The sequence below is a fragment of the Epilithonimonas arachidiradicis genome (assembly GCF_003610695.1).
In the GTDB taxonomy this organism is placed as follows: Bacteria; Bacteroidota; Bacteroidia; order Flavobacteriales; family Weeksellaceae; genus Epilithonimonas; species Epilithonimonas arachidiradicis.
Genome location: NZ_RAQH01000008.1, coordinates 192,090 through 205,682, shown reverse-complemented (window position 1 = coordinate 205,682; position 13,593 = coordinate 192,090). Strand labels below are relative to the sequence as shown.

General features: G+C 35.0%; 15 protein-coding genes. 3 read left to right on the top strand and 12 right to left on the bottom strand.

Going from position 1 to position 13,593, the window contains the following annotated elements; translation table 11 throughout:
• Positions 1 to 148: 148 nt before the first annotated feature.
• From BXY58_RS13450 to BXY58_RS13415, 8 genes are all read right to left on the bottom strand, one after another.
• A complete protein-coding gene (locus BXY58_RS13450; RefSeq protein ID WP_120214376.1) occupies positions 149 to 592 on the bottom strand; it encodes a nuclear transport factor 2 family protein in 444 nt (147 codons plus the stop codon).
• 60 nt (positions 593 to 652) lie between these two features.
• Complete coding sequence (locus tag BXY58_RS13445) at positions 653 to 1,390, bottom strand: hypothetical protein (RefSeq protein ID WP_120214375.1); 738 nt, start codon at positions 1,388 to 1,390, stop codon at positions 653 to 655.
• A 9-nt stretch (positions 1,391 to 1,399) separates the two neighbouring features.
• Complete coding sequence (locus BXY58_RS13440) at positions 1,400 to 1,999, bottom strand: hypothetical protein (protein WP_120214374.1); 600 nt, start codon at positions 1,997 to 1,999, stop codon at positions 1,400 to 1,402.
• Between the two features lie 6 nt (positions 2,000 to 2,005).
• Positions 2,006 to 2,782: a hypothetical protein gene (locus BXY58_RS13435; protein ID WP_120214373.1), complete on the bottom strand. Its 777-nt coding sequence runs from the start codon at positions 2,780 to 2,782 to the stop codon at positions 2,006 to 2,008.
• Between the two features lie 25 nt (positions 2,783 to 2,807).
• Positions 2,808 to 3,530, bottom strand: coding sequence for a hypothetical protein (locus BXY58_RS13430; RefSeq protein ID WP_147366848.1), 723 nt, complete (start codon positions 3,528 to 3,530; stop codon positions 2,808 to 2,810).
• Positions 3,531 to 3,558: 28 nt separating this feature from the next.
• Entirely contained in the window at positions 3,559 to 3,978 is a 420-nt protein-coding gene (locus BXY58_RS13425; RefSeq protein ID WP_120214371.1) for a hypothetical protein, read from the bottom strand.
• Between the two features lie 207 nt (positions 3,979 to 4,185).
• Entirely contained in the window at positions 4,186 to 4,887 is a 702-nt protein-coding gene (locus tag BXY58_RS13420) for a hypothetical protein (protein ID WP_120214370.1), read from the bottom strand.
• A 59-nt stretch (positions 4,888 to 4,946) separates the two neighbouring features.
• Complete coding sequence (locus BXY58_RS13415) at positions 4,947 to 5,933, bottom strand: hypothetical protein (protein ID WP_120214369.1); 987 nt, start codon at positions 5,931 to 5,933, stop codon at positions 4,947 to 4,949.
• A 137-nt stretch (positions 5,934 to 6,070) separates the two neighbouring features.
• On the opposite strand from BXY58_RS13415, the gene BXY58_RS13410 reads away from it, so the two are divergent.
• Entirely contained in the window at positions 6,071 to 6,589 is a 519-nt protein-coding gene (locus BXY58_RS13410) for a DUF421 domain-containing protein (RefSeq protein WP_120214388.1), read from the top strand.
• Between the two features lie 99 nt (positions 6,590 to 6,688).
• On the opposite strand, the gene pncA is transcribed toward BXY58_RS13410, so the two are convergent.
• From pncA to trhA, 4 genes are all read right to left on the bottom strand, one after another.
• Entirely contained in the window at positions 6,689 to 7,294 is a 606-nt protein-coding gene (gene pncA, locus BXY58_RS13405; RefSeq protein WP_120214368.1) for a bifunctional nicotinamidase/pyrazinamidase, read from the bottom strand.
• A gap of 105 nt (positions 7,295 to 7,399) precedes the next feature.
• Positions 7,400 to 9,025, bottom strand: coding sequence for an L-glutamate gamma-semialdehyde dehydrogenase (gene pruA, locus BXY58_RS13400; protein ID WP_120214367.1), 1,626 nt, complete (start codon positions 9,023 to 9,025; stop codon positions 7,400 to 7,402).
• Between the two features lie 72 nt (positions 9,026 to 9,097).
• The gene (locus BXY58_RS17235; protein WP_120214366.1) at positions 9,098 to 10,114 is read right to left on the bottom strand and encodes an acyltransferase family protein; all 1,017 of its coding nucleotides are present in this window, start codon (positions 10,112 to 10,114) and stop codon (positions 9,098 to 9,100) included.
• Positions 10,115 to 10,260: 146 nt separating this feature from the next.
• A complete protein-coding gene (gene trhA, locus BXY58_RS13390) occupies positions 10,261 to 10,896 on the bottom strand; it encodes a PAQR family membrane homeostasis protein TrhA (protein WP_120214365.1) in 636 nt (211 codons plus the stop codon).
• Positions 10,897 to 11,298: 402 nt separating this feature from the next.
• Here trhA and BXY58_RS13380 point away from each other — a divergent pair, with 402 nt between their 5' ends.
• Together BXY58_RS13380 and BXY58_RS13375 are read left to right on the top strand one after the other, a co-directional pair.
• Positions 11,299 to 12,027, top strand: coding sequence for a DUF6261 family protein (locus BXY58_RS13380; protein ID WP_120214363.1), 729 nt, complete (start codon positions 11,299 to 11,301; stop codon positions 12,025 to 12,027).
• Between the two features lie 37 nt (positions 12,028 to 12,064).
• Complete coding sequence (locus tag BXY58_RS13375) at positions 12,065 to 13,588, top strand: T9SS type A sorting domain-containing protein (RefSeq protein WP_120214362.1); 1,524 nt, start codon at positions 12,065 to 12,067, stop codon at positions 13,586 to 13,588.
• Positions 13,589 to 13,593: the final 5 nt, after the last annotated feature.

Sequence of the window (13,593 nt, the reverse complement as noted above, 5' to 3'; positions counted from 1 at the left end):
ATTCTCAACCAATTTATGCTTATTTTTGAAGAAAGGCTCAGATTATAAAATCCAAGCCCTCACTTTTTAACTTACACACTTTATGGGAGAGTGTCATAAAATTATTGAATTTAAAACTAATAAAGTTATCCTTTTTATCATTTGCTAATTACTTTTTCTTCTCCGCCTTCACAGCCTGCCTAGCCAACAATTTCCAGCCATTTTTAGTTTTCTGCCAGACATACAAAATATCCAGACTCACTTCTCCTTGTTCTTTTCCTAAATCGTGAGTTTGTGCATACAAATGATTACGAACAATTGCTGTTTTATCTACAATTTGAATAGATTGATTGGTATTTTCAATAGTCAAGAAATTGGATTTTTTGCTGACTAGTTTTTCTACAAATTCTTTCGCATCATCAATATGACCGCCTGAATGTCCGTAAGTCAGTTCCGGAAGTATCAAGGATTCTAAAATGGTTTTGTCACCGCTAATCATTGCTAATCTGAGTTTTTCTGACGCTTCGGCAACAGCTTGTTGGTCATTGTTTTTTTGTGCAAATACCATTGAGACAGCAAGAAAGCTGAATGCTAAAAATAATTTCTTTATCATAATTACTTTAATATTTGAATCAAAGATAATCAACATTCCCGTTTTATTGTTAGTCCACTCTTAAGTTTCCGCATCAATTACATAAGCTTCCGCAATTACGGCATCTGGAGAAGCATTTTCAAATTTGATTTTTTGTGGTTTCAGATGAAATGTTTTTTCTGTAGTAGGCATTTCTTCTTCCATAGTGTTGGTAAGCTCCTGAAGTAATTCGCCTTTCAGGACATCGTAATCAAGCGACTGATGGCTGCCGGCGCCCATATTGTAAGTTTCGATATCAGTTAACAGAAGATCATTTCCGAAATACTTGAAATCACTGAAAAGATTGCCACTCGGACCAATCCCATAAAGCTGGATGCTCAAAATACCTTTGTCAATGGAAATATCTTCTGTATCATAAAGTTTGAAATCGCTGTCGTTATATTCTGCCGGCATTGCAAGATGCGAAACTTTATCCAAACGATAGGTTTTGTCTGGATTTTGGAGAAGAACCAATATAGAACGTGGTGCAGTCTTATATTTTTTGTCTTTTCTTACGATAACTATATCTTCCAATTTATCGTCATTCAAATCGCCTTCTGCTTGGTATTGAATTTCGAAAATATCCGGTTCGGTAATGAAATCTTCTGCTTTTTTCCCGGTTTTTGGAAAAACATAAGCTGGATCTTCATCAGGTTCTTCATATTCGTTTTCCAGTTCTTCCTTTTTGGAAGTGGTTGTTTTTTCTTTTGGGATTTCTTCTTTTTTATTGCAGCTGACAATTATTAAGAAGGCAGATAAAAGTGTGATTAGTTTTTTCATTGGCTCGCTCTAGTAAGTGAATTCAAATGGTGAAAAATCCTTCAGTCTGGGAAGAACTGATAATTTGTTTCTTGTCTTGGACAGTTTCAGAACTTTATCTGTTTCATAATCGCTTTGTTTTTCAATTTTTTCGCCTGTTGACAGGTTATAATCCACACTTTCAAGATATCCAGCGCCCGCAGTATTGGACGAGAAACCAATCAGTTCAAATTCTCCATTTTGATATCTGAATTTATGAGTCAAATTTCCTTTCATTAATTGATTGGTGAATATCAGAACGCCGTCTTTAATTTGCAAATCTTCCAATACCGTTTCCGTTCTTGCATCACCATACGGAAATCTTTCCATCACCGCTTTTGTTGATGACAACACTTTTTGGTAAGCTCCATTTTTGGTCTGAAAAAATATTTCCAACAAATTAGGTCGTCGTTTATCGCTGGTGTTTTCCCTTACAATTACCATATCCGGAAGATTATCCTTATTCAAATCGCCGTAGATTTCATAGACAACTAAATCGTAACTGCCCTTTTTTTCTTGAGAGAATATAGAATTAATCCCCACAAATAGCACTATAAGGAGAAGGATTTTAGATTTTAAATGATTCATCATTTATGATTATTTTTCAATGAGTTTCACTTTGAAATATTTCTTAGCTTTTCCAAAATTACTTGATTCTGTAAGGAATAAAGTATGGTCATCCGCCCAAAAAGATTCTCCAACAATGCAAAGCCAAATTTTGGTCAGCTTTTCAAATTCTTCATCCAACTGAATAATCTTTACATAATCGTTACCAATTTTCTTTTGAATGAAATACGAAGAACATTCTTGTCCTCCAAAATGTCCATTCAGTCTGAATTTTCCAGATGGTGAGAAATTGATATAATCCGGATTCCCGGTTTCCTCGGTTTCTTTACCATTCTTTAAATTAAAACTGATGTCCGTTGTGTGTCCGCCTTCGCAAAGCAAAATGTCTTCTTCAGGATAATAGGCAATGAAAAAGTAATAATCGTATTCGTTAGTGTTGCCATATTCTTTACCGTCTCTGAAATGTATTTTCTTCACAGCAGGATTAGCTCCAAAATCCGGATTTTCATCAAATTCGACAATGCCTTTCAAGAGCTTTTTTGCTTGATTAAAGTCTGTTATTTTTGTGAGCTTTTTCTTATTGATATTATTTTTGATTTCAAAATGAAGATATTCCAATGAATCAATTTTTGAAACCTCAATAGAAGACTGAAGTTCTTTTTCAGGCTTTTCAACTATGGTCGATTTTACAGTATCTTTTGGTTTTTGAACTTCGGTTTTGGAGAGGTTTTCTTGCTCCGTTTCCTTTTTACACGATTGAAATGCAAAAAGAGTAATTAAGATGATTTGGAAGAATTTACTTTTCATTTTGAGGTTACGTTTTTATAATTTTTTATTCCATCAATTTTGCGCCAAATTCTTTAAAAGATCGCTGTGCACTTTCTGTAAAAATTTTTTCGATATTTTCATTAGTTTTCATATTTTTTATAGTGTTTTTATTGCCATAATTAAACAAATAAGTTTCATCAAATGTTTCAGTCAGCTCTCCATCAACATACATATCTACCTCAAATGTCACTTTAATTGAAGCTTCGTTGATTGGTCTAATTTCTTTCACATTGTGAGTCATTGCACAACCAGTTCCGCAACTTAGCACAAAACTTTGATTTTTGAGTTTCGAGAAATCTCTTTCTGAATTTTTACTTTTGAGCTTTTTCCAGGAAATTAAATACTCAGTAAAATCCAAATATTCCGGGTCTCCGGCAGGCCGCAAACTGTCCATTTTCCATTGGATTTCCAACTCGGCTCCACGAATTATTTTAGGGTCATCCGTATTGTAAATTAAACTGACAGTGTCATTGTTTTTCTTTACAACAAAATACCAATCATCGCCATTATCATCAAACTTAACAAACTTAACAGTATCGGTATAAATTTCACCTAATTCAAGTTTTTCGTTGAGTCTCAATAAGCTTTTAAACGTTGTTGAATCTTTCTTTAGCTCAGATTTTTTTTGGATAGAATTTTCATTAATTGGTTCATTCTCTTTCTTCTTGCAGGATTGCAAACTGAAAATCAAAAAAGATATTATTAGAAAAAAAGTTAGTTTATTCATAGTTTTTAGCTTTAATAAATTCGTTCTCTTATTGATTTCTATAAAATTGATATAACTTTTCGATTCTTGGATAATACAAACTGTCCTGATCTCCGTTGGAAACTTTGAGTCTTTTTTGATTAGAAAAATGAAGAATGATGATTTCGTCAGTTCCATCATATTGATATCTTCCAGAATCAGATTTAATGTTTTTAAAAGCTTCAATATCTACATTTTTCAAAAGTTTTTCCCAATTTTCAGGTGTGTTTGTTCTTTTTGTTTCTTTAAAAGCTTCCGGATTCCAGTTAAAATAAGATTCTATAATGCTGTCCTTGGTAAAAACAGAACGATGACTTTTACAGCCTTTACTACCGCAAATACTTTTGAATTCAACTTTAATGATATCCTTATTTGTAGGTTTGCAGGAAAAGATAAAGATCGATAATATTAATAAATAAAGCTGTTTCATTTTTTTGTTTAATTGCTTTTAATACTAGTTGTATTCAAAATTCATTATTAGGTAAACCAACATTTACCATCGGTAGAAATTTGTTTTACTTCGACTTGTCTGCCCAACTCATAAAACAACAGAACAGAAATATCAGAAAAATCTGAGTTAATTTTATGTTGAATTTGGATAGTGGCATAGTTTAATATTAGAATTTAATCCAATTAATTACATCATTTCGTGAAAACGTTTTCCCTTGATATCAAAATAATTTTCAATGTGATTCCAGGTCTCTGTCATTTTTTTGACGAATGCAAACCCCGATAAGATTCCGGAAATTGCAGGCGCAACATATTGGCTAACACCCAAATAAAACAATAAAGACATACAAGTAATCATTCCTACATTGAAAATCAAAACATCTTTTAATTTAAAAAATGGAGCAATATTTCGCTGGGATAAATAGGGTAATAGGGAAACGGAATTAAACATCATCAGAATAAATGATGACAAAATCATCTTGTCAGACAAAGAAAGCATTTCGCTGGAAGAACCTTTATCAAAAACCAATAAATTCATCGGGAGTGCGATGAAAATAATCATATAGGTAATAATCCTCTTTATGAAAATACTTAGTTGCAGTTTTCTGTTAGGCAATCTACTTTCATTAATGCTTTTCAATCGAAAGTCTAAAAAAATGAGATAAACAAACATCACTAGAATTAATATCCAAATTCCAAACATAAAATTTTTGTCAAACGAGATTCTGGACTCATCGAAGTACATTTCAAACTCTGCTCTTGGACTATGTGGCAAAATATTATTTTCAAAATGGTTTTGAAAAACCCAATTTACAATCTGCGGAACCGACAATAATACGCCTATCGAAATAATGACACCTAAAATATTAGCAATTGAGATGTTTTTCATAATCTATGTGTTTGCAAGTCCAAATACTCCAGCCTAATTGTAGAAAACAATTTTATTCACTAATGTCTATTATCGCAATTCAGATAGATATCTTCATAAGAACTGTCTAAAAAAGTGATATTCGGGCAACCAAACGATTCCGAAACAAAACCAAAAACCACAGGCGGTTTATTTTTGAAAAGATTTCCGGTCCATTGAAAATCATCATAATCATTGTTTTCTATGAAATTAAGAGATTTGAATTCGGCACCTTCGCCTTTTGTAATGTTTTTAATAAAAAAGACTTTTTTGTTTTTCACTACTGCTAATTGCCTTTCAGCAACGCCATATTGATCTTTAAAGTCCTGAAGATAGTAGTCCATATCTCGATATCTTGCGTGATAGGTATCGCCCAGATTTTTTTTGTCTTTCAGAGATAAAGGAAATTGATTGATTGAAGCTTTTTTCCACGGAACCAATGTTAGTTTTTCACCAGAGAACGGATTTTCTTTTCCGAAATAAGCCAAAGTATATTCCGTTTTGTCATAAGCTGTTTCCTGAGAAGTTTCTGGCTGATTCAGTTCAAAGCCAATCATATAATTGTAATGAGAGATTTCTTCGCCTTCGCTGATATATAGATCAAGATTGGCAACCGATCTCAAATCCTTAATCGGAAATTTCTGTAGTTTAGCATCTTTGTAATTGTAAAGAAATAACGTATCAGCTTCAGATAGGGAAGTTCCTTTTAGTAATTTTTCCCTGTAAATTCCGGTCAATTCAAAATGTTTAAGTTCCGCAAAAGTCTTAGATTTCTGATTCTCTATAATGTCATTTGGAACAGCTAAAGAATCATTATAAATATCAGACAAAGAAATGAATATATCATATTTGCCAGCATTTTCCATAGAATACAAATCGTAGATATGGAAATCGGAAAGATTTTTCTTGTCAGTAGAAATTGTATCAACAGTGATTTCTTGTTTATTAACCGTTGCGACTTTTTTAACCGCTTTTTTACAAGATAAAAGGCATAATGAAACAGCGAATAGTAAAAGTTGTTTTTTCATCGTTTAGTTTTTATTTCAAATATAGTTTAAAAATAGTTTGTTTTCACAAAGCTTTTGCAATACAAAAAATATGCAAAATTTACTTCAGCAATATCCCGAAAACTATCTATCTTTATTTATATAAATTTTTTCAAACTTTGAATTCAATTCTTGACATCGTTATTCGGTCGCTGGCGGTTTACTTTTTTATGGTGATTGCTGTGCGCGTTTTTGGGAAAAATCAGTTGTCACAGCTTAATGCGGGAGATGTGATTCTTTTGCTGTTGATAAGTAATGCGGTTCAGAATGCAATGGTTGGTTCCAACAGCAGTTTGGAAGGCGGAATTGTGGCAGCTTTGGTTCTGTTTGTAGCGAATTTTGTTGTGAAGAAATTTATCTTCAAGAATCAGAAAATCAAAGAATTGATAGAAGACCATCCATATATTTTAGTAAAAGATGGAGTAGTGTACCCCGAAATTCTAAGAAAAGTTCAAATCTCTGTAGACGAATTGGAAGAAGCCGTTCACGAACACGGCATCGAAAAAGTGGCTGATGTGAAATTAGCGATTCTGGAAGTGGATGGAAATATTAGCGTAATTTCAACAGATAAAAGTACGGAGCAAACGCATTATTCCAGACATAAAATTAAATTGAAGAGGAAGTTTAGGAATCAGTAAAAGTAGAATATATAAACACTTCGACTACGTTCAGTGTGACAAAGTCTAATTAACAATGTCAGTCTGAGCGGAGTCGAAGACTTTAAAGTAAAGTTTTATTTACGCTAAAATAGTAATTCCTTTCTCAGCTAAATCATAAATCGTGTTCCTTGCGCTATCAGGTTTTACATTCACAGCTTTTGTTCCGTTGAAATGTAAGCAAGTGACAAATCCAGCATTAAAAGCATCAATCGCAGTAAATTTTACACAATAATCCAAAGCCAATCCAACAATCTCAACCAACTGAATATCGTGGTATTTCAGGAAATCCTCCAATCCGGTTTTCATAAAATGATTGTTATCTTGGAATCCGCTGTAGCTATCAATCTCTACATTTTTTCCTTTTTGGATGATGTGTGTGACTTTATCACGATTCAAATCTTTATGAAACTCTGCTCCAAAAGTTCCCTGAACACAATGGTCCGGCCACATAAATTGTGGAACGCCATTTAGAGAAATGGTTTCTCCAACATTTTTTCCATTGTTAGAAGCGAAACTTTTATGGTCTGCGGGATGCCAGTCTTGGGTGAGAACGATTTGGTCATATTCGTTTTCTTCCATCAGAAGATTGATATAGGGAATGATGCTGTTAGCTTCCGGAACGGCAAGAGCGCCACCTTCACAGAAATCATTTTGAACATCAACTATAATAAGCGCTTTTTTCATTGTCTGAGATTTGGGTTATTAAAATACAAAATGTCATTCTGAAAGAATCTTACCAATGTTGATTTTCTTCTTTCGGAATGACATATTGACATTAAAATCCAGAAATTAACCTAAATATGGATATTTGTAATCTTTTGGAGAGACAAAAGTTTCCTTGATACTTCTTACAGACACCCAACGAGTCAAATTCATTTTAGAACCTGCTTTATCATTGGTTCCGGACGCTCTGGAGCCTCCGAAAGGCTGTTGTCCTACAACTGCTCCGGTTGGTTTGTCATTGATATAGAAGTTTCCTGAAGCATTTTCCAAAGCTTTGTAAGCCTCGTCAATCGCATATCTGTCTTGTGCGAAAATAGATCCAGTCAAAGAATATTGCGTCGATGTGTCAACCAGTTTCAAAGTGTCTTCCCAGTTTTCGTCTTCATAAACATAAACCGTCAGGATTGGACCGAAGATTTCCTCAACAATACTTTCGTAATAAGGATTGATGGTTTCGATAACAGTTGGATGCACGAACCATCCTTTTTTATCGTCATATTTTCCACCGATGATCACGTTTGCGTCGTTTGATGCTTCAGCTCTGTCTATGTAACCTTTACATTTCTCGAAAGAATTTTTATCGATAACTGCGTTTACGAAATTGGAAGGATCTTCAGGAGAACCAATTTTAATCGTTTTAATTTGAGCTTCCATCACCGCTTTTACTTCATTCCAAAGCGATTTCGGAATGTAAGCTCTGGATGCAGCAGAACATTTTTGTCCTTGGTATTCAAAAGCACCTCTTACCAAACCCGTTGCAACAGCTTCAACATTTGCAGAAGGATGAACCATTACGAAGTCTTTTCCGCCAGTTTCTCCAACAATTCTTGGGTAAGATTTATAGTTATGGATATTATCGCCAATCATTTTCCACATTCCTTGGAAAACTTTTGTAGAACCTGTGAAATGTAGACCTGCAAAGTCTGGGTGAGCCAAAACTTTCTCAGCTGTTTCTTTCCCATCTGTGAAAATCATATTGATAACGCCATCCGGAAGTCCTGCTTCTTTCAGAACATCCATAATCACTTTCGCTGAATAAACCTGCTTGTCAGAAGGCTTCCAAACCACAACATTGCCCATCATTGCCATACAAGCAGGCAAGTTTCCGGAGATGGCTGTAAAGTTGAAAGGCGTCACCGCAAAACAAAAACCTTCAAGCGGTCTGTATTCTACACGATTCCAGATTCCTGCATCAGAAACCGGCTGCTCAGCGTATAGCTCAGTCATAAATTCTACATTGAAACGTAAGAAATCGATGAACTCACAAGCTGAATCAATCTCTGCCTGATGCACATTTTTAGATTGCCCAATCATTGTTGCAGCATTGATAACATCTCTGTAAGGTCCAGCCAAAAGGTCAGCTGCTTTTAGGAAAATTGCTGCTCTGTGTTCCCAACCCAATGCGTTCCATTTTGATTTTGCAGCAAGAGCCGCTTCGATAGCTTGGTCAACGTGGGACATATCGCCTTCATAATAGAAACCAAAATCATGTTTGTGGTCCTGAGGCGAACTAAGTTGTACTTTTTTATCTGTTTTAATATCTTTTCCACCGATTACCATTGGGATTTCGGTTTTTTCTTTCCACATTTTTTTATAAGTGGCAATCAGGCTTTTTACCTCGTCAGAACCTGGAGCATAAGAATTAACCGGTTCGTTTTGTGCAAAAGGCACTTGAGAAATGGCTTTAGACATATCTATTTTAATTTTAATTTGCCCAAATTTACGATAAGCATTTCAAAAGACCAATTTTAGTGTAAGTATTATCTAAAACATATTTTTATATTTTAACATCTTTTTTTCTACGTAGTTCCAAGACAAGTATGAGAATATATAAGTTATTGATAGACTAATAACAGCTAATTCATAAGGATTCAAAATGAAAAAATTCATTAGAGTCTGCTGAACAATGAATCCATAGATATATACACCATAAGAGATGTCTCCAATTAGATTTGGTATAAATGCTAATTGCTTAGAAAAAGAGATACAAACCAAAATCACAAGTAATGGTAAAAGTAGAAAGGAAAAAATGTTGTAAACATCTAAGATAATTGACATCACTAAACCTAGAAAAAGGAAAGTTTTTATCCAATTATTATTTACTTTTTGAAGGTTTACAAGACTTAATAATGAACCTGCTATGAAAAAAGTTGATAGCCGATATAAGTGTATTGTTTTTAAACTTATCAATGCAAAAATGTTTTTTAAAAAACTAGGCCTAAATAATATTGCATAATATGAAATAAGAAAAAATAATGATAAAGTGATAATCACCAAAAGTTTGTTTTTCCTGATAGGAAATAGCAGCAGAACAAAAATATACATTGTGAATTCATAACTCAAAGACCACAAACTTCCATTAATATCCTTGGGTAATGGATTGTTCTCAAAAACTCCATTTACGAAATGTTGTACTTTATACAAAGACAAATTATTGGGTAAATAAGTGTAGAAATCTGTCTGACACAATATATTATTACCTCTATAAACCCAAATAATTATTAATAATGAAATAAGCAACATCACTAATAATGCTGGAAATAGTCGAAGTATTCTTTTCCAAATATAACTCTGAGGTGTTTTGCTAAACTTTAAACTATTAAATATTAAATATCCACTCATTATAAAGAAGATATTGACAGAAAGAGAGCCAAATTCTAGTTGGTTGTTTGTAAATTTTGCTAATATTTCTTCATTCTGTGTCAGTGGAAACGAGTGAGAAAAAATGACTAAGGATGAAAATAAGAGCCTTAAAAAATCAAAATTGTTTTGCCTTTCCAAAAATTTAAAATTTAATTATAAGCTTGCTATTAAAATAAAACCTTAATTGGTTTAAGTGGCAAAAATAACCAAATGTTGATATAAGTTTTGATATATTTATATTCAGCTAAACAAAAACTAATAATGAAATAATCAGCGAGACTTAATTAGGGCAGAATAAAAAAGAAAACCGCACAAAAATGCATTATACTACCACCCAAAACGAATAGGTGCCAAATAGGATGATAAAATGGTTTTCTGTCTTTAGCATAAAAATAGATTCCGAACGTGTAGCATAATCCACCAAGAATAATCAATGTTAATGCGCCCGTGGAAAGGTTTTCTATCATTGGTTTGATGGCGATAATGGCGGCCCAACCCATCAGAGCATACAGCGAAAGTGAGATTTTCTCGTTGTTCCTCAATGGTGAAAATTTGAAAATAAAACCAATCAAAGCCATTCCCCAAATCACACCAAACATACTCCAGCCCCAAGCGCCTTTCAGTCCTAGAAGTGCAATAGGTGTGTAGGTTCCGGCGATGAGAAGATAGATGCTGAGATGATCGATCTTCTGGCAGATCTTCTTCCACTTCAGTTTGTAAACCGCGTGATAAACGGTGGATGCAGAATAGAGTAGTATCAAACTGATCCCGAAGACCAAAGAAGAGGCAATCGCAATCCCACTACCGCTAATCACGGAATAGTAAATCATCAGAATCAAGGCGACGATGGAAAGTATAACCCCAAGACCGTGCGTGATGACGTTGTATAATTCTTCTTTTTTGCGGTTCTTCTTCGGCATCTTTTCAATTTTAAAGTAAAGTTAGGGATTAAGTTCTTGAAGGCTATATCTGCTTTTGGATTTAACAAATATTTATAAAAATACAGTCGCGAATGTTCTTCTCAATAATTCAATTTAAAAAAAACATAGTCAGATTTACTTTTGAGACTATTAAAAGGTCTTGCGAGACTGCAACAGCCTCTTTGCCCTTCCCGAGGGCTTGCTGCACCCCTGCGACAAGCTTTTGTACTTTCCCGAAAGTTTGTCGCACCCCTGCTACAAGGCTTCGTAGTTTCCCGAAAGTCTGTTGCACTCCTGCAACAAGCTCTCGTCCTCTGAGAGGTTGAAATTAAAGAAGTAGAATGGATATCTTTGAGAAAAATATTTATCTTTAAGCTCTTAAAAAAACAAAAACGTTATCAAATGATTAATTCTATTGACATTACGCGTTTGCGCAACGCGAATTATTTGCAATTCCAAAAAGACTTTTTGGAAATTATTTCTAGAAACAATCCTGCCGTTTTGCAGATAGAAACCAAGTACGACGAATTGTCGGCGAAAACCAATGAGCTGGAAAGCCTTTTCAAAAAGGTTTTGGCAAATCCTATTTCTCAGGAACTTTTGGTTTTGGATGAGAGGAGAGATTCGGCAGTTAATGGTATCTATTACATAGCATTGGGCTACTCATACCATTATGATACAAATCTTAAACAAGCTGCAGAAGCTTTGCTCGCCAACATCAAACTATATGGTTCCGGTATCGCCAGACTCAATTATCAGGCAGAGACTGCGACCATCAACAGTCTCATGAATGACTGGGACAACAAACCGGAGCTTAGCCAGGCCATTGATACATTGGGTCTGAAATCCTGGAAAGACGAGTTGGGAAATATCAATACAGAATTCAGTACCCGTTATCTGGACAGAACTCAGGATTATGGTAATGCCACACCAGAAACTCTGAAGATAAAAAGAGAGGAAACCAATACTGTTTATTATGCGCTGAGAGATAGGATCAACGCTTTGCATCTTTTGGTAGAAACCCCAACATCACCTTATAACACGGTCATCAACCAACTGAATGCCTTGATAGAGCAGTATAATCTGCTGTTGACGGTGCCGGATGAAAATGGGGAAACACCCACAAGTTAATATTAATTAAAACTAATAACCATAAAAAAAATAATTTATGAATAAAAAACTAGTTCTGGCATCTTTCGTTATTCTGTTTACCAATATGATGTTTGCTCAGATACCTACAATACAATGGCAGAAAATTTATGGAGGCAGCAGTGATGACCGGGCATTTGATCTTCAAGCGACCCCAGATGGTGGATACATTATGGCAGGTGATACTGAATCCAATAATTGGGATGTGACCGGAGGTAGTGGAACCAATGGTTACTATAATGATTATTGGATTGTAAAACTAAATCCAAGCGGTGTGCTGCAATGGCAAAAATCCTTCGGAGGTATTTATTTTGATATTGCAAAAGCTATTAAGCCAACTGCGGATGGAGGATATGTTGTAGCAGGCGATTCTTTTATAAATAGTGCACGCGGATATGACTGGCGTATAGCTAAGCTCAACAGCACCGGGGAAATTCTTTGGCAAAAAACATTAGGGGGTTCTGGTGAAGAGAGAGCCAATGCCATACAAACTACCTTAGATGGGGGATTCATAGTGGTGGGATCCTCGGGGTCTTCCAATGGAGATAGTACAGTAAATCACGGGGAAGAAGATTGCTGGATTGTTAAGTTTAATGGCAATGGCGATATCCAATGGCAAAAATCACTCGGCGGAAGATATAGAGACATGGCATCGTCCATTCAAATTACTGCTGACGGAGGATTCATTGTGGCAGGGAATACTGACTCTAATGATGGAGATGTATCTGGAAACCATGGTGGCACTGATGCATGGGTTGTGAAATTAGATAGTAATGGCATCATAGAATGGCAAAAGACCTTTGGCGGAAGTCGTTCTGATTATTCAAAATCATTACAATGTACGCCGGATGGGGGATACATCTTGGCTGGTTATACCTATTCTTACAGAAATGACTACGAAGGATATAATGACAGATCCGATTATTGGATTGTAAAGCTGGACAACACCGGTAACCTGGAATGGCAAAGATCTATAGGAGGTGGATATTCTGACTTCGCCAATGACATCCAGAATACTACGGATGGTGGCTATATCGTAGTAGGTGAATCAAATTCCTTAGATGGCAACATTACAGGTAATCTGGGGAAAACTGATGCGTGGCTTGTGAAGCTAAGTGGCAGTGGCGCTATACAATGGCAAAAATCCCTGGGTGGCAGCGAGTATGATTATGGGCATGTAGTCCTCCAAAATGCTGATGGCAGTTATGTTATAGCTGGATATTCCGATTCTGGGATAGGGGACAATACCAACGTCTATGGGGGGTATGGCTACTGGATTATAAAACTTGCTTCAAGTAATTTAGAGATTGCTGAAATGTTTAATAAAAATAACCTTATTGTAGAAAATCCAGTTAAAAATCAATTAAATATCAAATCTGCAGAAACAGTCGTTGCTATACAATTATATACACTCGATGGCAAATTAATTAGAAGTGCCAATAGTAAGAATATGACGGTTTCTGATATTCCGAAAGGAAACTACCTTTTGACAATACAACTGGAAAACGGCAAAACCATTTCTGAAAAAATAATAAAAGAGTAAGCATT